Annotated in this window: 26 protein-coding genes; 11 read left to right on the top strand and 15 right to left on the bottom strand. The window is 63.6% G+C overall.

Features of this window, described 5'->3' with window-relative positions:
- Positions 1-516 (bottom strand): outer membrane protein assembly factor BamE, encoded by a 516-nt coding sequence (locus KI609_RS05345; RefSeq protein WP_226447866.1) that lies wholly within the window; start codon positions 514-516, stop codon positions 1-3.
- A gap of 41 nt (positions 517-557) precedes the next feature.
- Here KI609_RS05345 and KI609_RS05340 point away from each other — a divergent pair, with 41 nt between their 5' ends.
- The 4 genes from KI609_RS05340 to KI609_RS05325 all read left to right on the top strand — a co-directional run bounded on the left by KI609_RS05340 (position 558) and on the right by KI609_RS05325 (position 3885).
- Positions 558-764: a DUF3460 family protein gene (locus tag KI609_RS05340; RefSeq protein ID WP_226447864.1), complete on the top strand. Its 207-nt coding sequence runs from the start codon at positions 558-560 to the stop codon at positions 762-764.
- Between the two features lie 81 nt (positions 765-845).
- Complete coding sequence (locus tag KI609_RS05335; protein WP_226447862.1) at positions 846-1712, top strand: segregation and condensation protein A; 867 nt, start codon at positions 846-848, stop codon at positions 1710-1712.
- A gap of 133 nt (positions 1713-1845) precedes the next feature.
- Positions 1846-3435 carry an L-aspartate oxidase gene (gene nadB, locus KI609_RS05330; RefSeq protein ID WP_226447860.1) on the top strand — a complete coding sequence of 530 codons (1590 nt, stop codon included), beginning with the start codon at positions 1846-1848 and terminating at the stop codon, positions 3433-3435.
- A gap of 90 nt (positions 3436-3525) precedes the next feature.
- A complete protein-coding gene (locus tag KI609_RS05325) occupies positions 3526-3885 on the top strand; it encodes a 5-carboxymethyl-2-hydroxymuconate Delta-isomerase (protein WP_226447857.1) in 360 nt (119 codons plus the stop codon).
- A 192-nt stretch (positions 3886-4077) separates the two neighbouring features.
- Here KI609_RS05325 and KI609_RS05320 read toward each other — a convergent pair whose 3' ends face one another.
- From KI609_RS05320 to nadC, 4 genes are all read right to left on the bottom strand, one after another.
- Entirely contained in the window at positions 4078-4512 is a 435-nt protein-coding gene (locus KI609_RS05320) for a CBS domain-containing protein (protein WP_226447855.1), read from the bottom strand.
- A 507-nt stretch (positions 4513-5019) separates the two neighbouring features.
- The gene (locus KI609_RS05315) at positions 5020-6816 is read right to left on the bottom strand and encodes a chorismate-binding protein (RefSeq protein ID WP_226447853.1); all 1797 of its coding nucleotides are present in this window, start codon (positions 6814-6816) and stop codon (positions 5020-5022) included.
- Positions 6817-6906: 90 nt separating this feature from the next.
- Entirely contained in the window at positions 6907-8037 is a 1131-nt protein-coding gene (gene nadA / locus KI609_RS05310; RefSeq protein WP_226447851.1) for a quinolinate synthase NadA, read from the bottom strand.
- The gene (nadC, locus tag KI609_RS05305) at positions 8034-8903 is read right to left on the bottom strand and encodes a carboxylating nicotinate-nucleotide diphosphorylase (protein WP_226447849.1); all 870 of its coding nucleotides are present in this window, start codon (positions 8901-8903) and stop codon (positions 8034-8036) included. The genes nadA and nadC overlap by 4 nt, the downstream gene beginning before the upstream one ends.
- Positions 8904-8980: 77 nt before the next feature.
- Here nadC and panB point away from each other — a divergent pair, with 77 nt between their 5' ends.
- A complete protein-coding gene (gene panB / locus KI609_RS05300) occupies positions 8981-9862 on the top strand; it encodes a 3-methyl-2-oxobutanoate hydroxymethyltransferase (protein WP_226447847.1) in 882 nt (293 codons plus the stop codon).
- A gap of 68 nt (positions 9863-9930) precedes the next feature.
- Positions 9931-10773 (top strand): pantoate--beta-alanine ligase, encoded by an 843-nt coding sequence (gene panC / locus KI609_RS05295; protein WP_226447844.1) that lies wholly within the window; start codon positions 9931-9933, stop codon positions 10771-10773.
- Between the two features lie 161 nt (positions 10774-10934).
- Here the strand turns inward: panC and KI609_RS05290 are convergent, their stop codons facing one another.
- The 6 genes from KI609_RS05290 to KI609_RS05265 all read right to left on the bottom strand — a co-directional run bounded on the left by KI609_RS05290 (position 10935) and on the right by KI609_RS05265 (position 15951).
- A complete protein-coding gene (locus KI609_RS05290; protein ID WP_226447842.1) occupies positions 10935-12023 on the bottom strand; it encodes a putative zinc-binding metallopeptidase in 1089 nt (362 codons plus the stop codon).
- Between the two features lie 385 nt (positions 12024-12408).
- Positions 12409-12726 carry a BON domain-containing protein gene (locus KI609_RS05285; protein ID WP_226447840.1) on the bottom strand — a complete coding sequence of 106 codons (318 nt, stop codon included), beginning with the start codon at positions 12724-12726 and terminating at the stop codon, positions 12409-12411.
- Positions 12727-12843: 117 nt separating this feature from the next.
- Positions 12844-13392, bottom strand: coding sequence for a ferritin-like domain-containing protein (locus KI609_RS05280; protein WP_413463374.1), 549 nt, complete (start codon positions 13390-13392; stop codon positions 12844-12846).
- 102 nt (positions 13393-13494) lie between these two features.
- Complete coding sequence (locus KI609_RS05275) at positions 13495-13887, bottom strand: hypothetical protein (protein WP_226447838.1); 393 nt, start codon at positions 13885-13887, stop codon at positions 13495-13497.
- A 50-nt stretch (positions 13888-13937) separates the two neighbouring features.
- The gene (locus tag KI609_RS05270; RefSeq protein WP_010463174.1) at positions 13938-14102 is read right to left on the bottom strand and encodes a DUF1328 domain-containing protein; all 165 of its coding nucleotides are present in this window, start codon (positions 14100-14102) and stop codon (positions 13938-13940) included.
- 466 nt (positions 14103-14568) lie between these two features.
- Positions 14569-15951, bottom strand: a complete 1383-nt coding sequence (locus tag KI609_RS05265) for a CHASE3 domain-containing protein (protein WP_226447836.1) — start codon at positions 15949-15951, stop codon at positions 14569-14571.
- Positions 15952-16074: 123 nt separating this feature from the next.
- Between KI609_RS05265 and KI609_RS05260 the strand changes: the two genes are divergently transcribed.
- Entirely contained in the window at positions 16075-16707 is a 633-nt protein-coding gene (locus KI609_RS05260) for a response regulator transcription factor (RefSeq protein ID WP_226447833.1), read from the top strand.
- Between the two features lie 292 nt (positions 16708-16999).
- On the opposite strand, the gene KI609_RS05255 is transcribed toward KI609_RS05260, so the two are convergent.
- The 4 genes from KI609_RS05255 to gpmA form a co-directional block, all read right to left on the bottom strand.
- Positions 17000-17434 carry a response regulator gene (locus KI609_RS05255; RefSeq protein WP_226447831.1) on the bottom strand — a complete coding sequence of 145 codons (435 nt, stop codon included), beginning with the start codon at positions 17432-17434 and terminating at the stop codon, positions 17000-17002.
- A 112-nt stretch (positions 17435-17546) separates the two neighbouring features.
- Positions 17547-18329 (bottom strand): HesA/MoeB/ThiF family protein, encoded by a 783-nt coding sequence (locus KI609_RS05250; RefSeq protein ID WP_226447829.1) that lies wholly within the window; start codon positions 18327-18329, stop codon positions 17547-17549.
- A gap of 97 nt (positions 18330-18426) precedes the next feature.
- Positions 18427-19863, bottom strand: coding sequence for a S41 family peptidase (locus tag KI609_RS05245; RefSeq protein WP_226447827.1), 1437 nt, complete (start codon positions 19861-19863; stop codon positions 18427-18429).
- A 169-nt stretch (positions 19864-20032) separates the two neighbouring features.
- The gene (gene gpmA / locus KI609_RS05240) at positions 20033-20776 is read right to left on the bottom strand and encodes a 2,3-diphosphoglycerate-dependent phosphoglycerate mutase (protein WP_226447825.1); all 744 of its coding nucleotides are present in this window, start codon (positions 20774-20776) and stop codon (positions 20033-20035) included.
- A gap of 87 nt (positions 20777-20863) precedes the next feature.
- Here gpmA and KI609_RS05235 point away from each other — a divergent pair, with 87 nt between their 5' ends.
- The 4 genes from KI609_RS05235 to KI609_RS05220 all read left to right on the top strand — a co-directional run bounded on the left by KI609_RS05235 (position 20864) and on the right by KI609_RS05220 (position 23247).
- Positions 20864-21271 (top strand): rhodanese-like domain-containing protein, encoded by a 408-nt coding sequence (locus tag KI609_RS05235; protein WP_226447823.1) that lies wholly within the window; start codon positions 20864-20866, stop codon positions 21269-21271.
- Positions 21272-21330: 59 nt separating this feature from the next.
- Positions 21331-21591, top strand: coding sequence for a glutaredoxin 3 (grxC, locus tag KI609_RS05230; RefSeq protein WP_226447820.1), 261 nt, complete (start codon positions 21331-21333; stop codon positions 21589-21591).
- A 106-nt stretch (positions 21592-21697) separates the two neighbouring features.
- Positions 21698-22156: a protein-export chaperone SecB gene (secB, locus tag KI609_RS05225; protein WP_226447818.1), complete on the top strand. Its 459-nt coding sequence runs from the start codon at positions 21698-21700 to the stop codon at positions 22154-22156.
- A gap of 77 nt (positions 22157-22233) precedes the next feature.
- A complete protein-coding gene (locus tag KI609_RS05220) occupies positions 22234-23247 on the top strand; it encodes an NAD(P)H-dependent glycerol-3-phosphate dehydrogenase (protein WP_226447816.1) in 1014 nt (337 codons plus the stop codon).
- The last annotated feature ends 241 nt before the right edge of the window (positions 23248-23488 follow it).

Here is a 23488-nt window from a genome sequence, read left to right as displayed (position 1 = left end):
TCAGCGCCCACCCTTGAACTCGGGCGCGTCCATGTCGTCGCCCGTCTGCGTACGCAGCACAAACTGGTCAGGGCCATAGATCACCGTGAAGGCCTTGGGCTGGTTGGGCGGCGCCACAAACCGCCAGTCGGCCCAGGTTTCATTCTTGAGGGTGTACGGCGTGACCTTGGCGGGCTTGCCCAGCAGGCGGCGCACCTCGTCCATGCGCATGCCGGGCATCACACGGGCAAAGTTCTCGGGCGTGAGCACCTGGCGCAACGCGGTCATGTGGCCATCGGGGCCGATGGTGATCATGTAGTTGACCTGGCCTGCGGGCTGGCGGTTGTACTCCAGCGTGCGGGCGCCGCCGGGCTCGTCCCAGACGTTTTCGGGCGCGCCAAAGCGGTCGCGCACATCGGCTTCGGTGGAGACGCCTTCTTTGAGTTCGCTGATGCGCTGGGGGTCGCAGGCGGCAAGGGCCAGCAAGGCAATAAGGGCGATGGCCACACGCGTGGGGGCGCAATAGTTCAAGGGCATGGAGGCTCCCGGTAAAATCCAGCAAAAGAGGTTAACAGTCCATGTCCATTTTCCGCCGCCCCGATTACCAATCCGATACCACCCAGTTCATCAACCAGCTCAAGGTCACCAAGCCTGAGCTGGAAAGCCAGCAGCTCGCGGGCCGCGCACTGCTGTGGGACAAGAAGGTGGACCGCAAGATCTGGAGCGAATACCGCGACGGCCAGGTGGAACAAAAGCCCTACGTCTACCAGACCAACGCCGATTGATTCATTCGGCCGTTCAGGCATAAAAATGGCCTCTAGCGCTTACCAGAAAAGCGCTAGCAGCTATATTTTCAGTAGCAATTCATGACCACTGCGCGCCAAGCCGACGCTGCCGACACATCGGCGGGCACTGCCGCGCAGGCCGACTCGGGCATGCCCGACGTGGTCGACCAAGTGGCACTGGCGCGCCTGTATGGCGAGCCGCTCTTTGCGCTGCCCACCGATCTTTACATCCCGCCCGACGCGCTCGAAGTCTTCCTCGAAGCCTTCGAAGGGCCGCTGGACTTGCTGCTTTACCTGATCCGCAAGCAGAACTTCAACATCCTGGACATCCCCATGGTGGGGGTGACCAAGCAGTACCTGGCCTATGTGGACGAGATCCGCAACCGCAATCTGGAGCTGGCGGCCGAATACCTGCTGATGGCGGCCATGCTGATCGAGATCAAGTCGCGCATGCTGCTGCCGCCCAAGAAGCAGGCCGAAGGCGAAGAGCCCGAAGACCCGCGTGCCGAACTGGTGCGCCGCCTGCTTGAATACGAGCAAATGAAGATGGCAGCCGCGCGCCTGGGGCAAATGCCGCAGTACGGGCGCGACTTCCTGAAAGCCCAGGTCTATATCGAGCAAAGCCTGCAGCCACGCTTCCCGGAAGTGCACGTGATGGATCTTCAAGAGGCCTGGCGCGACATTTTGAAACGCGCCAAGCTCGTGCAACACCACAAGATCACCCGCGAAGAGCTCTCGGTGCGTGAATACATGAGCATGGTGCTCAAAACCCTGCAGGGACGCCGCTTTGTGGAGTTCGAAGAACTCTTCACCCCCGAGCACGGCAGCACTGTGCTGGTGGTGACCTTCATCGCCCTGCTGGAGCTGGCCAAAGAGACGCTGATCGAGATCACCCAGGCCGAGGCTTTTGCGCCCATCTACGTGCGACTGGCCTATGTACCTGCATGACACCCCCTGAGTCGCCTTCGGCGCCTTCCCCCGCTCCTTCGGGAGGGGGACGCCACCGGTGGCCTGGCAAAGCCAGTTCCACGGTGGCACTGGCCTGGAGTTGCGCCCTTTTTCAAGGCAACGACGGACCCCTATGGCATCCCACGACTTCGACGTTCTCATCGTAGGCAGCGGCCTGGCCGGGCTGTCTGCAGCGCTGCACCTGGCCCCCACACACCGGGTGGCCGTGATCACCAAACGTGCGCTGCAAGACGGCTCGAGCGCCTGGGCGCAGGGCGGCATTGCCGCCGTGCTGGCCGACGACGACAGCTTTGCCGCCCACATCGAAGACACGCTGGAGGCAGGCGCGGGCCTGTGCGATCTGGCCACCACACGCTTTGTGGTCGAGAACGCGCCCGCATCCATCGCCTGGTTGCGCGAACTGGGCGTGCCTTTCACGCTCGAAGGCGACCACCTGCACCTCACGCGCGAGGGCGGCCACAGCGCCCGCCGCATTGCGCACGTGACCGACGCCACCGGCGCCGCCGTGCAGCGCACGCTCATCGACGTGGTGCGCAGCACGCCCGGCATCACACTGTTTGAGCAGCACACGCTGGTGGACGTGATCACCACCGAGAAGCTGGGATTGAGCGGCCACCGGTGCCTGGGCCTGTATGCGCACGACAGCGAGACCGACTCTGTCGTGACCTTCCGCGCACCGCAGACCATCCTGGCCACGGGTGGTGCAGGCAAGGTGTACCTGTACACCACCAACCCCGACACCGCCACGGGCGACGGCATTGCCGCCGCCTGGCGCGCGGGCTGCCGCGTGGCGAACATGGAGTTCATCCAGTTCCACCCCACGGGCCTGTACCACCCGCACGAAAAGTCCTTCCTCATCAGCGAGGCCGTGCGCGGCGAGGGCGGCAAACTGCTACTACCGCCCTCGGCCGGCGGCACCCGCTTCATGCTGGACCACGACCCGCGTGCCGAACTGGCGCCACGCGATGTGGTGGCCCGCGCCATCGACTTCGAGATGAAAAAACACGGCCTCGATTGCGTGCACCTCGACATCTCGCACCAAAGCGCCGCGTTTTTGCAAGAGCACTTCCCCAACATCCTCGCGCACTGCGCGTCGCTGGGCATCGACATCACGAAGGAACCCATCCCCGTGGTGCCGACCGCCCACTTCACCTGCGGCGGCGTGCTGACCGACCTGGCAGGTCGCACCGACCTGCCCGGCCTGTACGCCGTGGGCGAAGTGGCCTGCACCGGCCTGCACGGCGCCAACCGGCTGGCCAGCAATTCGCTGCTCGAATGCATGGTGTTTGCCCGCGCCGCCGCGCAGGCCATTGCCGCTGCATCCACGGCCGACCTGCCCACCGTGCCCGCGTGGGACGACAGCCGCGTGACCGATGCCGACGAGTCCGTCGTCATCTCGCACAACTGGGACGAGCTGCGCCGCTTTATGTGGGATTACGTGGGCATCGTGCGCACCAACAAGCGCCTGGAGCGTGCCACCCACCGCATCGCGCTGCTGCAGGGCGAGATCCAGGAGTTTTATGCCCACTTTCACGTCACACGCGACCTGCTGGAGCTGCGCAACCTGGTGCAGGTGGCCGACCTCATCGTGCGCAGTGCACAAATGCGCCGCGAAAGCCGGGGCCTGCACTACAGCCGCGACTACCCCGAGATGGCAGCCCCGGCAGCGCCCACGCTGCTGGTGCCCCCTGCGCGCCGGTGATACCCCAACACCCCGGCGACGCCCACCGCAGTACCATCCATAGGCCGCATTTGCCCGGTGCCACCTATCCCCCTTGTTCGGAAACACCCCATGCCCCACCTGACCGTCGAATACTCCAGCAACCTGCCGCTCTACCCCGAGGCTGAAACCCTGACGGCGTTGAATGCCGCGCTGTGCGCCCACCCCGAGGTGCAGGACGAAGCCGATGTGAAGACCCGCTTTATCGTGGCCGACAGCTTCGAGATTGGCACGGCACCAGCCCAACGCGCGTTTGTGCATGCACAGCTGCGCTTGCTCGCGGGCCGCTCGCCCGAGGCCAAAAAAGGCCTGTCCGAGCGGATTGCTGCCGTGCTGCGTGAACGCACGCCACGCCCGAGTGGCGTGCTGGTGCAGTTGAGCGTGGAAGTGGTGGACATGGACCGCGGTTCGTACGCCAAAGAACGGCTGTAAAAGCCCGTTCTCGACGGCGGTCTGGGCAGTGCATTTTCACCAGATCCACCACCGTCCGTCTAATCGTGATGCGCAGCCCCCGCATCCACGTCACCGCCCAGCGACCGGCCATAGCGCAGGGCTGGGCCGCAGGGCAGTGGCTACGCGCTGGCGGTGGCCATGGCCGGGAGTGGCCGGGGCGCCGCTGACAGCCTAGAGCCCCGCGCGATGGGGTTCTGACGGCTCGGAAATGTCGCGGATGGCCTCCCCCACACCACCCCCGTCGGCCTTGGTGGCCAGGTCACCCAACGACACGATGCCCACCAGACGCTGGTCCTTGTCGACCACGGGCAGACGGCGCACCTGCTGTTTGCGCATCGATTCAAGCGCCGATGCGACGGAGTCGCTTTCGTGGCAATACAACAGGCCTTCCGACATGATCTCGCTCAGGGGTGCTTGCATGCGCTCTTGCGCAACGGCGCGCACCACGATGTCGCGGTCGGTCACCATACCCACCATGCGCACGCCGTCGCACACGGGCACAGAGCCCACGTCCAATTCGCGCATGGCCTGCGCCGCTGCAGTGATGGTGTCGGTAGGGGCCATGGTTCGAATGCCACGGGTCATGATGTCGGAGACGGTTTGCATGGTGTATTTCTCGGTGAATGGGGGAAGGTAGGGTGAGAGTGAGTGGCGGTTTGCCATGGGCTCTGCGGTGGGGTGGCTGAACAATCTGCACATGAATGCCATGAACACCATGAGCGCCATGACGCCCTGTGCAATGCCATGGTCGTGCCGCGCCCGCAGGCTGTTTGTAGGAGGCGGCTTATAGGCCTGTCAGCCGTTGCAGGATCGGGGGCTCACAGACGAACCCCGCGCAGCAAAATGCATGCACCCATTGTGTTGCGCGACGCGTGGAAACAGCGCAGGCGCGGTGGTGATGGCCGGGCGTTGGCCCTGCGGGTTACGTGATTTTTTGCTCTCTTTTCAGGAGCAGCTTACGCTTATACCCAAAGCGGTAGCGGGCCAAAAGATGTTTTTTGCAACCATCCAGAGCCTTCCAAACCCTTCCCGTGGCTGATTTGAGCTGGCTTGCACACGCTTGGGCAGGCCTGGGCACGCTTGTGCAAACCCAGCCTGCTTTGCTGCAAAGCCTCAACCGGCGTGCAAGGTGGCGTTGAGCCAGCCGCGCAGGCTGTTGATAAAAGCCCAGCCTTGTACCTTGGGCACGTCTGTCACACGCAGCACGGCCTCGATCACCCGGCCCTCACGCAACGCCACCGCGCGGCCGATGCCGGGCAGCAGGCCCGATGACAGTGGTGGGGTTACCCAGCGGCCGTCCAGCAGGGCTGCGATGTTGCCGAAGGTGCCTTCGGTGATCTCCCCAGCCTCGTTCCACAGCACGGTGTCAAACACCCCGGGGGCCTTGGGCGCAAACGCCGCATAGTGCTCGCGGCGCGTGGTCTTGTGGCGCACGAACTCGCCATGCGCTGCCCCGAATGGGCGGTCGGCGAGCTGCAGGCGCACGGGTTCGGGCGTGGGCTGCAGCGCGTGGGCCTCGGCGCGCACACCACCGTCGGCCGCCAGCAGCAGGCGCACCCGCCACGCCCCGTTCATGTGGCGCAGCACGGCGATCTGCAGCTCCTGCCGCGCGGCGTGCGGGCTCCACAAAAAACCGAAGTGCGCCGCCGCCGCCCCCATGCGCAGGACGTGCAGGTCGGCGTGCTGGAGTTTTCCATCCCGCAGCGCCAGGGTTTCCAAAATCTCGAATGGCATGCTGGCCCGCTCCACGAAGGCGCGTTTGTGGCGCCACTCCTGCCATTCTGCATCCGCCTCCGCCCCCGACGTGATGCCGCTGCCAATGCCACAGGTCGCCGTAATGGCTTGGGCTTGCGCCGAGGCTCGCAGCACCACGGTGCGTATGGGCACGTTGAAGGTGGCGGCCACGCGGTGCGTTCCGTCGAGGCCCGCTTCGCCCACGGGCCGCACCACGCCCACAGCGCCGCAGTAAACGCCGCGCGGCGCACGCTCCAGCGCCCGGATCATCTGCATGGCCCGCACCTTGGGCGCGCCGGTGACCGATCCGCACGGGAACAGCGCCGCAAACACGTCGGTCAATGTGGTGCCTGGCCGCGTGCGTGCCGTCACGTCCGAGGTCATCTGCCACACCGTGGGCAGGGCCTGCGTGGCAAACAGGGCTGGCACGCGCACGCTGTGAGGCAGCGCGATGCGAGACAGGTCGTTGCGCAGCAGGTCCACGATCATCACGTTCTCGGCCCGCTCCTTGGGCGCCGTGCGCAGGTGCTCGGCATGCGCCGCGTCCTGTTCGGGCGTCGCGCCGCGCGGGGCTGTTCCCTTCATGGGGCGGGCCAGGATGGTGCCACCGCCCGGCGCGTCCTGCCAGTCGAAGAACAGCTCGGGCGATACCGACAGCACCTGCTCATCCCCCGCGTCGATGTACGCCGCATAGCCGCCGGGCTGGGCGCGCTGCAGCGCTGCGAACAGCGCGTTGGCGCTGCCCAGCAGCATGCCGGTGAGCGGCGCGGTGTGGTTGACCTGGTACAGCTCGCCGGCGGCTATGGCCTGCTGGATGCGGGCCAGGGCGGCGTCAAATTCGCCGCGGTCGTGGCCGCCGTGCCATTGCACTTGCGCGCTGCCCGGCACGTCCCCCTCGGGCCAGGCCTGGGGCGCTTCGTACACGGCAAACCAGGCCAGCGGCCCGTCGGCCGCCTGCGTTTGCAGGGCGGCATCGAATGCGGGGGCGGCCTCGTAGCGCACATACCCTACACACCAGTGACCGCGCTGGGCGGCAACATGCACCGCGTCGAGCACACCGCGCACGTCCGCCAACGCGTGGGCCACCAGCACCTCATGGGGGGCGCCAAAGGCGTGGCGCAGGCGCGGTGCGCTAGCGTCCAGCGGCTGTGTGAAGTCGATGCGTGATGTCACCATCAAAACAGGCCATAGCGCTTGATGAATAAGCGCTATCAGCTATCAATTAAAGAGCATCCTTGTCTGCAAAGAGGCTCAGGCTGAATAAATTCAGGCAGCCCCGAGGTGGGACACCAGAGCGGCGGCGGGTTGCCCGTTCTTGAGGGCTGCCGTGAAGGCCAGCATGCGATCAATCGGCTGGCGTGCACGCGGGATCAGGGCCGCATCCACCTCAATGGCATTGGCGCCGGTCTCGAGCACGCGCGCCACATCGGCTAGGCCGTTCATCGCCATCCAGGGGCAATGCGCGCAGCTCTTGCAGGTAGCGCTGTTGCCGGCGGTGGGCGCTTCGTAAAACGTCTTGCCAGGGTTGAGCCTGCGCAGCTTGTGCATCATGCCGTTGTCGGTGGCCACGATGAATTCGGTGGCATCCATCTCGCGCGCGGCCTTGAGGATGGCGCTGGTGGACCCCACCGCGTCGGCCAGGGCGACCACGTCGGCGGGGCTTTCGGGGTGCACCAGCACCTTGGCATTCGGGTGCTCCTTTTTGAGCAGTTCCAGCTCCAGTGCCTTGAACTCGTCATGCACGATGCAGGCGCCGTTCCAGAACACCATGTCGGCCCCCGTCTCGCGCTGGATGTAGGCGCCCAGGTGGCGGTCGGGCGCCCACAGGATCTTTTGCCCTGCAGCCTTCAAGGCCCCCACGATGTCGAGCGCGCAGCTGGACGTGACGAGCCAGTCGGCCCGCGCCTTCACCGCCGCACTGGTGTTGGCATACACCACCACGGTGCGGTCGGGGTGGGCATCGCAGAACACGCTGAACGCGTCGATGGGGCAGCCCAGGTCCAGCGAACAGGTGGCATCCAGGTCGGGCATGAGCACGGTCTTTTCGGGGCTCAGGATCTTGGCCGTCTCGCCCATGAAGCGCACGCCGCTCACCACCAGCGTCTGCGCGGCATGGTCGCGGCCAAAGCGGGCCATCTCGAGCGAATCGCTCACGATGCCGCCGGTTTCCTCGGCCAGGTCCTGCAGGTCCGGGTGCACGTAGTAGTGCGACACCATCACCGCGTTTTTCTCTTTCAGCAGGCGGCGGATCTTGTCTTTGAGCGCCGCGCGCTCAGACACAGAAGGCTCGGGCGGCACGCGTGCCCAGGCGTGTTTGGTGGCGCAGACGGAGCCCGATGCCGCCTCGTCAGGCTGCTCGTATTCGACGTCGATGCGTTGGAGGGTTGTGGTGCTCATGCCAGCTCCTGCAGGCGCATCGAGAAATCAGTGGCCTTCACGTCTTTGGTCAGGGTACCGATGGAGATGCGGTCCACGCCGGTTTCAGCCAGCTCGCGCAGGCCGTCGAGCGTGACGCCGCCCGAGATTTCCAGAATCGCGCGGCCTGCGTTGATGCGCACGGCTTCACGCAGCTGTGCCAGGGGCATGTTGTCCAGCAGCACCATCTTGGCGCCTGCGTTCAGCGCCTCGGTCAGCTGCTCCAGGGTTTCGACTTCGATCTCGATGAAGCTGGCCTGAGACGCCACCTTCTCGGCAGCGCGCAGCACCGCCGCCACGCCCCCCGCAGCGGCAATGTGGTTTTCCTTGATGAGGACGGCATCGTGCAGGCCCATGCGGTGGTTGGTGCCACCGCCCACGCGCACGGCATATTTCTGCGCGCGGCGCAGGCCCGGCAGGGTCTTGCGCGTGTCCACAATGTGCGCGCGCGTGCCAACCACCACATCCACATAGGTGCGGGTTTTGGTGGCCACGGCCGACAGCAACTGCAAAAAATTGAGCGCCGTGCGCTCGGCGCTCAGCAATGCGCGTGCATCGCCTTCGAGGGTGAGCACCACCTGGTCGGGTGCGCATTGCAGGCCTTCGCCCACATGCCAGGTGGTCTGCACCGTGGGGTCGAGGGCACGCAAAGCGGCCTCGACCCAGGGCGCGCCACACACCACGGCCGCCTCGCGCGCAAGGATGCGGGCGCGGGCGCGGCGGCCCGGGGGTATCAGGCCAGCGGTCAGGTCGCCGCCGCCCACGTCCTCTGCCAGGGCCCGGGCGACATCGGCGCGGGCAAGTTCGGTCACATCGTTGTCTTGGGGCTGTGGTGTCGAGTGCGTCATGGGGCGGGAGCATAACGGGATTGGCGTGCGCTCGGCGCTGACATAGACTCGCGGCAATTTTTTTCTCCGGGAGCCTCATGACCGCCGTCAACGCAGCCTCTGCCACGCCTTATGGAACCCTGCCCCCGGCATCGCCCCTGCCACAGCGCCGCCCCGTGAGCCTGCCGCGCCTGGCGCAGATGCGCGAAGCGGGCGAAAAAATCACGATGCTGACCGCCTACGACGCCACCTTTGCCGCCACGGCCGATGCGGCGGGCGTGGACTGCATCCTGGTGGGCGACTCGCTGGGTATGGTGTGCCAGGGCCTGCCCAGCACCGTGGGGGTGGCGATCGACACCATGGCCTATCACACCGCCAGCGTGGCGCGGGGGCTGCAGCGCGTGCAAGGCACGGCGTGGCTGATTGCCGACCTGCCCTATGGCACCTATGCCGAAAGCCGCGAACAAGCCCTGCGCAACGCCTGCACGCTGATGCAGGCGGGTGCCCACATGGTCAAGCTCGAAGGCGGTGGCTGGACAGCGCCCACCGTGGAGTTTTTGGTGCAGCGCGGCGTGCCGGTGTGCGCCCACCTGGGCCTCACGCCGCAAACCGTGCACGCGCTCGGTGGCTACCGCGTGCAGGGCAAAACCGACGATGCCGCACGCACGCTGCGCCAAGAAGCCCACGAGCTGCAAGACGCAGGTGCCGCCATGCTGGTGCTGGAGATGGTGCCCGCCGCGCTGGCCGCCGACCTCACCGGCGCGCTGGCACACTGCCACACCATCGGCATTGGCGCGGGCAATGGCACCGCCGGCCAGGTGCTGGTGTTGCACGACATGCTGGGCGTGAACCTGGGCAAACCGCCCAAGTTTGTGCACAACTTCATGGCAGACGCCGGCAGCGTGCGGGGCGCCATCGAGGCCTATGTGCTGGCCGTCAAACAGGGGCGTTTTCCTAACAATGCGCTGCACGCCTGGTAGCCCCCGAAAGTTCTGTCCGGGCTGCTGCCCTCTGCCTCCCACCTCCTGCGTTTTCGATCCGCCACACCATGCTCATCGCCCACACCATCTCCGATCTGCGCCAAGCCCTGGCCACCTACCGCCACCCCGCCTTTGTACCCACCATGGGCAACCTGCACGGCGGCCATATTGCCTTGGTGCGGCAGGCCAAACCGCTGGGCGACGTGACGGTGGCCAGCATCTTTGTCAACCGCCTGCAGTTTCTGCCCCATGAAGATTTCGACAACTACCCGCGCACCTGGGACGCCGACTGCGCACAGCTGCGGGCCGCCGGTTGTGACGTGTTGTTTGCACCGCGCGAGGCCGACCTGTACCCCGAGCCCCAGACCTTCACGGTGCACCCCGACCCGGCGCTGGCCGACATGCTGGAAGGCTACTTTCGCCCCGGCTTTTTTGTCGGTGTGAGCACGGTGGTGATGAAGCTGTTTGCCTGCGTGCTGGGCCAGACCGGCGGCACGGCCGTGTTTGGCAAAAAGGACTATCAGCAGCTCATGGTCATCCGCCACATGGTGCGGCAATTTGCGCTGCCCGTCACCATCGTGGCGGGCGAAACGAGCCGGGCAGCCGATGGGCTGGCGCTGAGCTCGCGCAACGGCTACTTGAGCGCCGCCGAGCGCCAGGAGGCCGTGGCGCTATCGCACGCGCTGCACCAGCTGGCGCAGCAGTGGCAAGAGACACCGTCCGCCCAGCCCGCGCACGAGCAGCAGGCCCGGGACACCCTGATCGCCCGTGGCTGGCAACCCGACTACCTCACCGTGCGCCGCCGCCATGACCTGCTGCCCGCCACCCCGGCGGATGCACCGGGCACGCTGGTGGCGCTGGGCGCTGCGCGGCTGGGCACCACCCGGCTGATCGACAACCTGGAGTTTTAAGGCGAGGTGCCCCCCGTCATGCACCCATGGGGCCGCCGTGACGCATTCGCACCTCCCCGCATCTACCAGCAAGGCGGCAACACGTCGCAACATTTTACTACTGAATTGATAGCTGCCTGCGCTTATACATCAAGCGCTACAGGCCAATTTCACTCAAATAGTCAAGAGCGTCCGCCGACAGCATCTTGCACAACGTCGTGCACAAAGCGCAGCTTGGCGAGCGCCTGGCCCGACAGCGCGAAGGGGTAGGCATCGAGCTGCCCAAGGCTTCGGGTGAGACTGTTGAGCAGCAGCGTGAGCGGCACCAGGTGCTGCACCATGGCATCAAAACCTGGCGCGGGCCGGGCAAAAGGGTCGACGGCGGTGCTGTGCTGGGCGCCGTAGATGCCGGGCACGGTGACCTCGGTGCCAAAACTGGCCGAGGTCTCCAGCAAATCAATCATGTGCAGGTAATGGGCCCACGTCTCGGCCCAGTCCTCCCAGGGGTGCGCGGCTGCATAGGCGCTCACATAGTGCGCGGCCCAGTTGCCCTGCGCATTGCCCCGGGCGTAATGTGCATCCAGTGCCGTGGTGTAGTCCTGGCGTTCGTCGCCGAACATCTGGCGAAAGGCGTCCATGCGCCCACCGTCACGCACCAGCTGGTCCCAATAGAAATGGCCCGACTCATGCCGCAGGTGGCCCACCAGGGTGCGAAAGGGCTCCCCCAGTGCGATGCGTCGGCTGGCGCGCACGTCGTCGTCCGCCTCGGCGACGTTGAGCGTGATGGTGCCGTTGAGGTGCCCCGTGAGCACAGCGGGCCAGCCGGGCACATCCGCCAGAAACTCAAACACCGGCCCGGTGCCGCCGGGCGCAGGCTCCAGCCGCAGGCGGGCCAGGGTGTAAAACAACCGCCGCTTGGCGGCCTCGATCTGCATCCAGCGCCCGATGTTGGTGGGCTCGGACAAGTCGGGCAGCACCCGCGTCTGGCGGCAAGACGCGCACAGGTCCGACGCATCGCCCACCGGCACCGCAAAATTGCAGGCCTGGTAGACGATCTGATTGCGGCACATGCGGTAAAGCCGCCCGGCGTGCTGCGCAGCGCCGTGGCCGCCCATGCACCGCCAGACGCCCGGACCGTCCTGGGGGGAAGGAGCCAGCGCCGCCATCACCAACCTATCGGGCAGAAACGCCAGCGTGTTGCCGCAGTGAACACACTGAACGCTGTCAAAAAAAACCAGATGACCACAATGGTCGCAATTGAGTGCCCGCATGGTGTGAAGCTTAACCCCCCGTGAGGCAGAGCAAATGCCCATGGCAAAAGATCTGCCGTGACTGATGCCATGGCTGGCCCCCGGAAACGCGCCGATGGTCACTTCGATGCGTGCTGGCGCGTCTGCACGCAGGATGAATGGGCACATCATGCTGCCACTCTTCAGATCGCCTTCGCCAGGACACTCCTGCAACGAGGGCCATGTTTTCTACAAGCAAGGCGCGTACCCAGTGAGATGAGCACCGCTGACATCCACCAATCCACAAAAAAACAGGCTCCAGTGGGAGCTGGAGCCTGCTGGGGCGTTGAAGGCCGCCAGGCATCAAGACCTGCGCACCTTGCGGTACGCCTTGGCCTCAACCGCCCGGTGGCCTCAAGCGGTTCGCTCAGGGGCGCACAACAATGCTGTTGCGCACTTCACGAACATGCTTGGTGGTGCGTGCAATGTTCTCGGCTTGGTTCTTTTCGGCTTGCGACTTGGCAAAACCCGACAGTTGCACCGTGCCGTTCAGCGTTTCCACGCTGATGGCGGTGGCGGAAACCGACTTGTCTTCAGCCATCTTGGCCTTGACGGCGGTGGTGATGCCAGCATCGTCCACATACGAACCAACCGTTTGCTGCTCGCGGGCTACAGAGCAGCCCGTAGCGGTAACGATGGTGATGCCAGCAACTGCTGCAAAAGCAAGGGCGCGTGCGTATTTCATGGTGTTTTCCTTTTTCAAGAATGGTTGGAAACGCGGGTGCTGGAACAATATCAGTCCACCGGTCTGTTGCACCCTCCGCGACCGGCGAACTGGGGGGAAAATCTGAAACGACTGGTATCAACGTTCCAGTAAATCCTTCATCTCATCAGCATGCTCTTCTTCGTCGGCCAGAATGCCTTCGAACATGCGTTTGGTCGTCGGATCCTTGTCGCCGATCAACGCGATCATCTGGCGGTAAGCCTCTACCGCGATGCGTTCTGCCACCAGATTGGCCCGCACCATCTCTCGCAGGTCCAGCGCGGTGTCGTATTTCGCATGGCTGCGGCTGACAAGCGTGTCGGGATTGAAATCCGGCTCGCCACCGAGTTGCACGATCCGCTTGGCGATCTGGTCCGCGTGCGCCGCTTCTTCATTCGCATGCACCATGAACTCATTCGCAATGGCCGGCGATGCCATGCCATGCGCCGTGAAGTGGTGGCGCTTGTAGCGCAACACACACACCAGCTCGGTGGCCAATGCATCATTGAGCAGTCGCACAATGGCATCGCGGTGGGGGCCGAACGCAGGGGTGACGGCGCCGTCATCCAGGTCCGTGGCGGCGGCATGCAGTGCCTGCATGTCCAGCGTCATGCCCTTTTCGCGGGATGGTTGTTGATCTTTTTTCATGGTTCGCCTGCGGGGTGGTTATTCAATCGGGGCGCGCTTTGGATCGATGAAGGGCTCACACGCCCTTGTGGGGGACCTGGGGCGCGAGCCTCTGTCACTCTCTCAGCAAGCAGCGCGCCGACGTGACATCCAGAACGCCAGCGTTGCAAGCGCCGCACCCGATGCCGCAGCAATCATCAGAGACTTGCCAGGCTGCTCCGCCACATATTTGCCCGTGATGTCCGCAGCCTGCTGCATCTGGCGACGAGCCCGGGCGCTGGTTTCAGCGCAGTAATCGATGCTGCGAGCCGCCAGATCTTGTGCACGGGCAGCCAATTCATCAATGGCTGGATCGGCTTTGCTGCGCAGTGCGCGCACGCCTTCTTGCGCCTTGTCCAGCGACTGGTCGGCCACGTCGCGTGTCGCCTGCACGGCGTCTTGCGCACTTTGCAGCACATCGTCGGTCAGGCTGCGCACGCCATTTTTTACGGTGTCGGTAGCAGTTTGAACATTCATGGAAACTCCTTGGGATGGGGTGAAACAGCGGGGTGTGGTGTCAAAACGGGTTACCCCTTTTTGAGCAGCCCCAGCACGAAGGTCACAACAGCCATGATCACGAACACGAAGAACAGGATCTTGGCGATGCCCACGGCACCGGCAGCAATACCGCCAAAGCCGAAGAGGGCTGCAATGAGTGCGATAACCAGAAAAACAACGGCGTAATGCAACATTTCCATCTCCTTGTGTAGTGGCCGGACTGCCGGCTGATCAGGTGGCGTGAACATTTGTTCGCCTGGATTCCAATGTAGGTGGCCCGGGGTGCCGAAGATGCCGGTCCCCGGCGCACCAGCGTGTCGGTGGTGTTGCGCCAGGGGTGTAGGACAGGACGCACTCCACCAAGGCGCTGACAAAAAGCAGGGGGCCCCCGCACACAGGCAGGCATCCGGCCGCAGGCGCAGCCCTGCACCTGCGCACGAAAGCCTTCCTGGCGCACTATCTGGCAACAAACGTCCGCGCACCCAAAGCGGCGTGCAAGTCAGGGAAAAAGCAAGCCACACGCCCCAAGAGCGAACGTGTGGAGAGCGCCCCGTGCCGCAACGGGCAATGCGCACGAGGTCGCCATCGAGCAGCACCGTGGTGCGCTCAACGGCACACCCCTGCCCTACGCCTTACCTGGAGGGCGCAAACCCAAGCGGGCTACACACGCACGACAGGCGATCGCGGGATGGGCAGCACGGCAGACAAGATGGTCCCGTTGCCAGGGCGGGAGGTGATGGTGAGCCGCCCACCTGCGGCCTCCACACGGTGGCGCATTCCCGCCAAGCCATGTGATGCGGGGCGCACGGCGCTGGGCTCAAACCCGAGGCCATCGTCACGCACGTCGACGGCAACATGGGTGGGATGAGCGTGCACCGATATCAGCACCTTTTTGGCATTGGCGTATTTGCCAACGTTGGTCAGGGCCTCTTGTACCATGCGGTAAACGGTCAGTTGCGATGCATCGGGAAGGTCCACCGTCTCCAGGCTGGTGTCCACCTCGATACCCGCGCGATCACCATATTCACGCGCCAAAATTTCCAGGGCCGCAGTCAAGCCCAGGTTGGACAACGACGAAGGACGCAGGTCTTCAATGATGCGGCGCTTGAGCGCGATGCCGCTGTTGAGCGTTTCCGTGAGGTGCTTGAGCCGCTCCGCGATGTCTGGCGCTGCGGCATCAATCTTGGATTTGAGGCGCGCCACATCCAGTTTGGCGGCAGTGAGCAAGGCGCCCAGTTCGTCATGCAACTCGCGCGCCAGATGCCCTCGCTCTTCTTCGCGCACCTGCTGCAAATGGTTGGCCAGTTCCGACAAGGTGGCGGTGCGCTCTCGCACCAGGCCTTCAAGGCGGTCGCGCTCGCGCTCAAGCAGCACCTGCTCGCGTTGATTGACCACCAGCACAGCATGGGCCTGCCGCAAGTACATGTAAAACGCCAGCAAGCCGATGGCGGTGACGGTAGCGATGCCGATGCGCGAAAGCGTGAGCGACTGCTCGATCTGCTCGCGGCCCGCCTGCACACGCTTGTCGCTGCGATCTATCAGCGCCATCGCATGTTTGCGAATGCCCTCCATGTGCTCCTTGCCCACATCAGTGTTCAAGATGAACTTCCAGGCGTCTTCGTTCCCCTTTCGGCGCAGGCGCAGACTCAACTCCATCTCGGCCAGCTTGCGCGATATTTGCTGCGAAAGCTGCGCAAATTCCTGCATGTCGTCGGGCGAGGAGAGGAACTGGTTGCGCAACCGGTCCATATTGGTCTGCACCGTGGAGATCGCCTTGTCGTAGGGCTCCAGATAACTTTCATTGCCGGTGAGCAGATAACCCCGCTGCCCGGTCTCCGCATCCAGCATGCTTTGCAGCAAGGTGTTGACATCGGCGCGCGTGGTCTGGCCCAGGGCCATTTGCTCGACAGCGTCCTGAGAACGCATGTGACCTGTCTCGTTGATACCGACCAGCACCATGGCCGCGAGCAACGCCATGGGCAGGCTCAGCGCCATCTTGCGGACCCGGGGCAACCAGCGCCGGGTGTTTTCTTTGAGGTTCATAGACTTATTCTGGATAATGTGCCATCACGTCGAAGTGGCCGCATCCCGGTGCGTATCACCGCAGGGCCCTTGGACATCAAAAAGCATTGGCAGCAGGACTGCCGCCTCTCGAAAGAAAAATCAATGATCAAGATCGGCATTGTGGATGACCATGCGATTGTTCGCTCTGGGCTGCGGCAGTATCTGTCGGAGCATGTGGACCTCCGCGTGGAAGGCGAAGCGGGCAATGGCCGTGAAGCCATTGATCTCGTGCGCAACAAGGAAATCGACGTGTTGTTGATGGACCTGTCGATGCCCGGCCAAAGCGGGCTGGATGCGCTGGCCATGTTGCGCGCCAAAGCGCCCGACATGGGCATTCTGATCTTGAGCGGCTACCCGGAAGAGCACTACGCGATCAACCTGATTCGCCAAGGTGCGAGTGGCTACCTGAACAAGGAATGCGAGCCGTCGGAAATCGTGGAAGCCATTCGCACCATTGCGCTGGGGCGCCGCTACCTCACCCCCGCCGTGGCCGAACTGCTGGCCCAGCAACTCAACCGCAAAGACGACGCACCGCCGCACGAGCAATTGTCCGAGCGCGAGTTTCAGGTGTTCCTCAAGCTTGCCAAGGGCGAGACGGCTGGCGACATCGCCAAGGCCTTGTCGCTCAGCGTAAAAACGGTGAGCACCTATCGCACGCGGTTGATGGAAAAGATGAGCCTGTCGTCCAACAGCGACCTGACCTATTACGCGCTCAAGAACCGGTTGATCGACTGATACAAAGGGCCCCAGCCCACGGCATCGTGGGCGGCGACGTCTGCGCGGCAAACCTGCGCACTCACATCGCCGACCCCATCGCCATCCCCCCACCGCACGGGTCCATCTAACGCGGGTGCCTGACGCAAAAAAATCACCGGTTGTCACGAAGGATCTGAGCAAAAACCACAGCGCCCGATGGACGTGCGATGGACGTGCGATGGGTGTGCGATGGGTGTGCGATGGGTGTGCGATGGGTGTGCGTGTTGCGCATGAAGGGTGACGCAGCCACACACCACCGTGGGCCGCTACCTCACTGGCGCGGAAGGGGGGAGGTGAAAACCGGGTGTCCAACGGAATCCCCACCTGTCACGGGACTCTGGCTGTGTTGAACACAGTAGTCCACCAGTGCATCGATTTCGTTGGACTTGTCGAACACGGCATCCACGCCCAGCTGGGCACAACGCATACGCACATCCGGGGTCGCGTAATTACTCAAAACCACCATTTTCTGATCCGGACGGCGGGTGCGGCAGGCAGCCAATACACCCAACCCACTGCCTTGGCGCAAAAACAAATCGACGATGGCCAGGTCCCACTGATCGCTGTGTGTGGACAGCCAGTTTTTGCCATCGTCTTCTGTTTCTGCGATGCCTACGGCCTCCACAGAGGCCAGCTCCTCCAGCGTCCCAATCAGGTTTTCGCGGATCGTGGCGTTGTCTTCAACAATGTAGGTGCGCAGCTTCACAGACAGTCCAAGTGTGCAAGCAGCGCAGAGGTGCGCTGTTCGTACTTTTAATTTAGGCGGTTACCAAGCTTGATTCTGCCAGCGACCATACGTTGGGCCTGTAGGAACTCTCCTACCGCGCCACACTGGACGTCACATGCGCCGCAGCTCCCGCACCACACACGGCGCAGGCGGGTGCGCGTTGCACACGCATGGTGCTCCATTCCATCGACCGGCCATCCAGCATCAGCAGCCGGCCAGACAACGACTGCCCGATGCCCACCACCAGCTTGAGCGCCTCCGCTGCCTGCAGGGAACCCACCACCCCCACCAGCGGTGCCAACACCCCCATGGTGGAGCAACGCACTTCCTCGAAATCCGCATCGGGCGCAAAGATGCAGGCATAACACGGCGACTGCGCATCACGCGGGTCCACGACGGTGATCTGCGCATCGAACTGGATCACCGCGCCTGCCACCAGCGGCTTGCCATGCTGCACACAGGCGGCGTTGATGGCCTGGCGCGTAGCGTAGTTGTCGCAGCAATCGAGCACCACCGTGGCCTGCTGCACCAGGTCTGCCAGGGCAGCGCCATCGACGCGGGTTTTCAGCACCGTAACGAGCACATCGGGGTTGATGGCGAGCATCGCCTGCGCTGCGGAATCCACCTTGGACATACCTACCCGCGCAGTGGTGTGCGCAATCTGCCGCTGCAGATTGGTGAGGTCCACCACGTCGTCGTCCACCAGGGTGATGTGGCCCACACCGGCCGATGCAAGGTAAAGCGCCGCAGGCGAGCCCAACCCACCGGCACCGATGATGAGCACATGAGCCGCCAAGATGCGCTCCTGCCCTTCGATACCAATCTCGTCGAGCAGGATGTGACGGGAATAACGCAGCAGCTGGTCGTCAGTCATGGAAGGGGCGGGACAAAAAAAGTAGGAGGAGGATATGAAAAAAGCCGGGCCTCTCGCGAGACCCGGCCTGGAAGGCTGTTGGATTGAAAGCGAACGCTCAATTCTCTTTCTTTTCTTCCTTGCGTTCAGTCAGCGTCTTGCTCACCAGCACGGAGCGGCCCTTGAGCTGGTTGAGCGCCTGTACCAACTGGAAGTCCTTGTCGTTGCCAAACTCGGGAATCTTGCGGTCCGCGATCGGCTTTTTGGCTTCTTCTTCCAGGAGCTTGCGGGCTTCGTCCCGGGCCTTTTCGCGGGTCTCGTCCTTTTGCTCGGCGCCCTGGCCGCTGGCCAGATGTTTATCAAGATCGGCTTCACGCAAGCGCAAGGCCGCAAAAATGTTGCCTTCTTCCGATTCGTCAATCATCACATCGGGCACGATGCCCTTGGCCTGGATGGACTTGCCGCTCGGCGTGTAGTAACGCGCCGTCGTCAGCTTGATGCCGGTGTCCGGGCCCAGAGGCCGCACCGTTTGCACCGAGCCCTTGCCAAAGGTCTGGCTGCCCATGATGGTCGCGCGTTTGTGGTCTTGCAAAGCGCCCGCCACAATTTCGCTGGCAGAAGCCGAGCCTTCATTCACCAACACCACCAGCGGTACAGCCTTGAGCGCTGCGGGCAGGCGGCGCAATGGGTCGCCCCCGCCACGGCGCTGATAGAACTCAGGGGCCGCCTTGTAGGTCGCCTTGCTGTCGGCCAACTGGCCGTTGGTGGTAACCACCGTCACGTTCTCGGGCAGGAAAGCGGCCGAAATCGCCACGGCGGCATCCAGCAGACCACCCGGGTCATTGCGCAAATCAAGCACCATGCCCTTGAGGTTGGGCTCCAGCTTGTAGACCTCTTCAACCTTGCGCACAAAGTCATCCACGGTACGGTCCTGGAACTGCGAGAGACGAATCCACGCATAACCGGGCTCCACCACCTTGCCCTTGACCGACTGGGTCTTGATTTCTTCACGCGTGATGGTGACGGGGAACGAGCGGTTTTCCTCCTTGCGGAAGATGGTGAGCGTGACCTTGGTGTTGGGCTCGCCGCGCATCTTTTTCACGGAGTCGTTGAGGGACAGGCCCTTGACGGCCGTGTCGTCAATTTTGGTGATCAGGTCATTGGTCTTGAGGCCTGCACGAAAGGCAGGAGAGCCTTCGATGGGCGACACGATCTTGATCAGCCCGTCTTCCTGGGTGATCTCGATGCCGACCCCCACAAAACGCCCCGTCGTGCCTTCGCGGAATTCCTTGAAGGACTTCTTGTCGAAATACTGGGAGTGCGGATCGAGGCTGGACACCATGCCCGAGATGGCGTCGGTGATGAGCTTCTTGTCGTCCACCGGCTCCACGTAATCGGTCTTGATGAGGCCAAAAACCGCCGAAAGCTGCTGGATTTCTTCCAGCGGCAACGGCGTCATGGCGCCACGGGCCATCGTTTGCAGAGACACCGTTGTGAGAGCTCCCGCCATCACACCTACCGACACCCACCCTGCAATTTTGAGTTTATGACCCATAAAGACACCTTTACCGCTTCAAAACAATATACACCGAGGCCCTGCCGCCACGCCGTCACAAAGGAAGGGTGCTGACAGGCTCTTAGAAGGGCCAATGCCGCCGCAGTTCCGCATGGAAGCTCACCTTGGCGTCAATTCGCAGGGATTTCCCCCGCTCTTTACCTGTGATTTACGCCTTGCCCTGCGATGCCACGGCCGCTGCGGCTTTGGCGGCTGCTTCGGCATCACCCAGATAGTAGTGACGCAGGGGTTTGAGGTCTGCGTCGAGTTCGTATACCAGTGGAATCCCGTTGGGAATGTTCAGTCCCACGATATCGGTTTCCGAGATATTGTCGAGGTACTTCACCAGCGCGCGGATCGAGTTGCCATGGGCGGCCACCACCACCCGCTTGCCGGAACGGATGGCGGGCGCCATGGCCTCGTTCCAGAACGGCAGCACGCGGGCTACGGTGTCTTTCAGGCATTCGGTCAGGGGCACACTCTCTGCTGTCACACCAGCGTAGCGGCGGTCGCCACGTTCGCTGCGGGGGTCTGTCGCTTCCAGCGCCGGGGGGGGCGTGTCATAGCTGCGGCGCCACACCAGCACCTGCTCGTCACCGTACTGCTTGGCCATGTCGGCCTTGTTCAGGCCCTGCAGGGCGCCGTAATGGCGCTCGTTCAGGCGCCAGTCCTTGACCACGGGCAGCCAGGTGCTATCCATTTCGTCCAGCGTGTACCACAGGGTATGGATGGCGCGCTTGAGCACGCTCGTGAAGGCCAGATCAAACTCATAGCCCTCGGCCTTGAGCAGCTTGCCCGCCGACATGGCCTGGGACACACCGGTGGGGGTGAGGTCGACGTCGGTCCAGCCGGTGAAGCGGTTTTCAAGGTTCCAGGTGGATTCGCCGTGGCGAATCAAAACGAGCTTGTACATGGTTTCCCCAGGAGAGACGGGTCAAAGAAATACGGACTAAAACCTAGCATTCTAGAATTACGCTGTTCGCCAACCCAAGGAATCTCCGTGAAATTCATTATTGATAACTGGTATCTGTTCATCGTGGCACTGGCCTCGGGCAGCCTGTTGCTGTGGCCGGTGCTCAAGAACGCCAGTGGCGGCTCGCTGACGCCCGCGCGCGCCGTGCAGCTCATCAACCGCGAAAAAGCGGTGGTCATCGACGTCTGCGAGACCGAGGAATTTGCCGCAGGCCACGTGACCGGCGCCAAGAACGTGCCGCTGGGCCAGCTCGAAGAGCGCCTGCCTACGGTGGTCAAGAACAAGGCCCTGCCCGTGGTGCTGGTCTGTGCCAGTGGCGCCCGCTCCAACCGCGCCGTCGCCATTGCCAAAAAGCTGGGCTATGACAACGCCCAGTCCCTGGCTGGCGGCCTCAAGGCCTGGCGCGAGGCCAGCCTGCCGGTGGAAAAAGCCTGAACCGGCCCCATCTGCCCCACACAGCCTTTTTTTTACCGTCTTCCCAACAAAGGACCGCCATGCAAGCCGTGAAGATGTACACCACTGCCGTCTGCCCCTATTGCACACGGGCCAAGCAGCTCCTCAAGTCCAAAGGGGTCGAGCAGATCGAAGAGATCCGCATTGACACCGACCCCGCCGCGCGCAGCCACATGATGGAGATCACCGGCCGCCGCACGGTGCCGCAGATCTACATCGGCGACACGCATGTGGGCGGGCACGATGACCTGGTGGCGCTGGATGGCCGCGGCGAGCTCATGCCCCTGCTGGGCGCCGCCTGACCCTGATTGGGCGCTGCATAATGCAGCCCCATGTGCCCGCTGCGGGAGCTGCTCCCCGGCGGGTTTTGTTTTGCTAGACATTTTGTAAAAGCTCAGAGACTTCACCATGGCCGATCAAGAAAACCCCGTGTTCCAGATCCAGCGCGTCTACCTCAAGGACATGTCGCTCGAACAACCCAACTCGCCCGGCATCCTGCTCGAACAAGAGCAGCCCAGCGTGGACATCCAGTTGGGTGTGGAATCGAGCCTCGTGGCTGAAGGCATCTACGAAGTGTCCGTGACCGCCACGGTGCAGACCAAGATCAAGGACAAGACCGTGTTCCTGGTCGAAGCCAAACAAGCTGGCATCTTCGAGATCCGCAACATCCCCCAAGACCAGATGGGCCCGATCATGGGCATCGCCTGCCCGCAGATCGTGTACCCCTACCTGCGTGGCAACGTGGCCGACATCGTCAACCGCGCCGGGTTCCCACCTGTGCACCTGGCCGAGATCAACTTCCAGGGCATGTACGAACAACAGCAGGCACAGGCCGCTGGCGAACCCTCGCCCATCACCACGCAGTAATTCTGAGCGCTTCGGGTCGGTGTAGAGATTTGTTATCTTTTCGGCCTCTAGCGCTTGATATATAAGCGCTACCAGCTATGAAAATCATAGTACTAGGCGCAGGCGCATGGGGTTCTGCCGTTGCAATGAGCGCGGCGCAGAACCCGGCCGGGCACGCCGTGACCCTGTGGGCCCGCGACGGCGCCCAGGCGCAGGACATGCGCAGGCAGGGGCAGAACACACGCTATCTGCCCGGCATCCCCTTCCCTTCTTCACTCACCGTGGCCGATGGCGACTTTGCACCGCTGTTGCCTGGTGCCGACCTGGTCATCGTGGCCACGCCCATGGCGGCGCTGCGCGGCATGCTGCAGGCACTGCGTGGCCACACCACGGCCATCGCGTGGCTGTGCAAGGGGTTTGAGGCCCCGCCGAGCGACCAGCCACAGGCTGTTGGGCTGCTAGCGCATGAAGTACAAGCGCTGATAGCTCCTGAACTCATAGCAGGCGCATTCAGTGGCCCCAGCTTTGCACAGGAAGTGGCACTGGGCCAGCCCACCGCACTGGTGGCGGCCAGCGCGCATGCCAGCGTGCGCGACGCACTGGTCAACGCATTTCACAGCCCCAGCGTGCGGGTGTATGCCAATGAAGACATCGTGGGCGTCGAGGTGGGCGGCGCCGTCAAGAACGTGCTGGCCATTGCCACGGGCCTGTGCGACGGCCTGGCGCTGGGGCTCAACGCCCGGGCGGCGCTCATCACGCGGGGCCTGGCCGAGATGACTCGGCTGGGCGTGGCCCTGGGCGCTCGGGCCGACACCTTCATGGGTCTGTCGGGCCTGGGTGATCTGGTGCTGACGGCCACGGGCGACCTGTCGCGCAACCGGCGCGTGGGCATGCTGCTGGCGCAAGGCAAAAGCCTGCAACAGGCCGTGGAATCGTTGGGCCACGTGGCAGAAGGCGTTTACAGCGCCCGCACGGTGGCACAACGGGCCGACATGGTGGGTGTGGATATGCCCATCACCCGTGCCGTGGTGGCGCTGCTCGATGGGCAGCTCACCCCTGCCGATGCCGTCGTCACCCTCATGGGTCGCGGGCCGGCCTCCGAACTGATTTGAACGCAGGCATGCGGGGCGGTGCCGTCCGCCCTCGGCCATCCAATAAATAGCCAGGACACACAAGTAAAAGGCCCTTCCGGCACGCCGGAAGGGCCTTTTGGGTTCTTGGCTTTGGCAGCGGAGCGTTCAAAACACTCCGAACAGCATCAACAACAGAACAACAGACAGTGGTACGCCGAGCAGCCAGGCAATGATGGGCATGGGGATCTCCTTGAAAGGGTTGGAAGGTCAGGTGTTTCCA

This window comes from Acidovorax radicis, from assembly GCF_020510705.1.
Taxonomy (GTDB): domain Bacteria; phylum Pseudomonadota; class Gammaproteobacteria; order Burkholderiales; family Burkholderiaceae_C; genus Acidovorax; species Acidovorax radicis_A.
Note: the sequence above shows the minus strand (reverse complement) of the source record. Positions and strands in the feature narration are given on the sequence as shown.

Bases quoted from the DNA above. Each gene is read 5' to 3' on its own strand.
- KI609_RS05320 (WP_226447855.1), bottom strand. From the start codon at position 4,512: ATGCAAACCGTCTCCGACATCATGACCCGTGGCATTCGAACCATGGCC.
- panC (WP_226447844.1), top strand. From the start codon at position 9,931: ATGCTCATCGCCCACACCATCTCCGATCTGCGCCAAGCCCTGGCCACC.
- KI609_RS05260 (WP_226447833.1), top strand. From the start codon at position 16,075: ATGATCAAGATCGGCATTGTGGATGACCATGCGATTGTTCGCTCTGGG.
- KI609_RS05290 (WP_226447842.1), bottom strand. From the start codon at position 12,023: ATGCGGGCACTCAATTGCGACCATTGTGGTCATCTGGTTTTTTTTGAC.
- nadC (WP_226447849.1), bottom strand. From the start codon at position 8,903: ATGACGCACTCGACACCACAGCCCCAAGACAACGATGTGACCGAACTT.
- gpmA (WP_226447825.1), bottom strand. From the start codon at position 20,776: ATGTACAAGCTCGTTTTGATTCGCCACGGCGAATCCACCTGGAACCTT.
- KI609_RS05335 (WP_226447862.1), top strand. From the start codon at position 846: ATGACCACTGCGCGCCAAGCCGACGCTGCCGACACATCGGCGGGCACT.
- KI609_RS05345 (WP_226447866.1), bottom strand. From the start codon at position 516: ATGCCCTTGAACTATTGCGCCCCCACGCGTGTGGCCATCGCCCTTATT.
- KI609_RS05275 (WP_226447838.1), bottom strand. From the start codon at position 13,887: ATGAATGTTCAAACTGCTACCGACACCGTAAAAAATGGCGTGCGCAGC.
- KI609_RS05280 (WP_413463374.1), bottom strand. From the start codon at position 13,392: ATGAAAAAAGATCAACAACCATCCCGCGAAAAGGGCATGACGCTGGAC.
- panB (WP_226447847.1), top strand. From the start codon at position 8,981: ATGACCGCCGTCAACGCAGCCTCTGCCACGCCTTATGGAACCCTGCCC.
- KI609_RS05245 (WP_226447827.1), bottom strand. From the start codon at position 19,863: ATGGGTCATAAACTCAAAATTGCAGGGTGGGTGTCGGTAGGTGTGATG.
- KI609_RS05265 (WP_226447836.1), bottom strand. From the start codon at position 15,951: ATGAACCTCAAAGAAAACACCCGGCGCTGGTTGCCCCGGGTCCGCAAG.
- nadB (WP_226447860.1), top strand. From the start codon at position 1,846: ATGGCATCCCACGACTTCGACGTTCTCATCGTAGGCAGCGGCCTGGCC.
- KI609_RS05220 (WP_226447816.1), top strand. From the start codon at position 22,234: ATGAAAATCATAGTACTAGGCGCAGGCGCATGGGGTTCTGCCGTTGCA.
- grxC (WP_226447820.1), top strand. From the start codon at position 21,331: ATGCAAGCCGTGAAGATGTACACCACTGCCGTCTGCCCCTATTGCACA.
- KI609_RS05315 (WP_226447853.1), bottom strand. From the start codon at position 6,816: ATGGTGACATCACGCATCGACTTCACACAGCCGCTGGACGCTAGCGCA.
- nadA (WP_226447851.1), bottom strand. From the start codon at position 8,037: ATGAGCACCACAACCCTCCAACGCATCGACGTCGAATACGAGCAGCCT.
- KI609_RS05325 (WP_226447857.1), top strand. From the start codon at position 3,526: ATGCCCCACCTGACCGTCGAATACTCCAGCAACCTGCCGCTCTACCCC.
- KI609_RS05250 (WP_226447829.1), bottom strand. From the start codon at position 18,329: ATGACTGACGACCAGCTGCTGCGTTATTCCCGTCACATCCTGCTCGAC.
- KI609_RS05340 (WP_226447864.1), top strand. From the start codon at position 558: ATGTCCATTTTCCGCCGCCCCGATTACCAATCCGATACCACCCAGTTC.
- KI609_RS05270 (WP_010463174.1), bottom strand. From the start codon at position 14,102: ATGTTGCATTACGCCGTTGTTTTTCTGGTTATCGCACTCATTGCAGCC.
- secB (WP_226447818.1), top strand. From the start codon at position 21,698: ATGGCCGATCAAGAAAACCCCGTGTTCCAGATCCAGCGCGTCTACCTC.
- KI609_RS05285 (WP_226447840.1), bottom strand. From the start codon at position 12,726: ATGAAATACGCACGCGCCCTTGCTTTTGCAGCAGTTGCTGGCATCACC.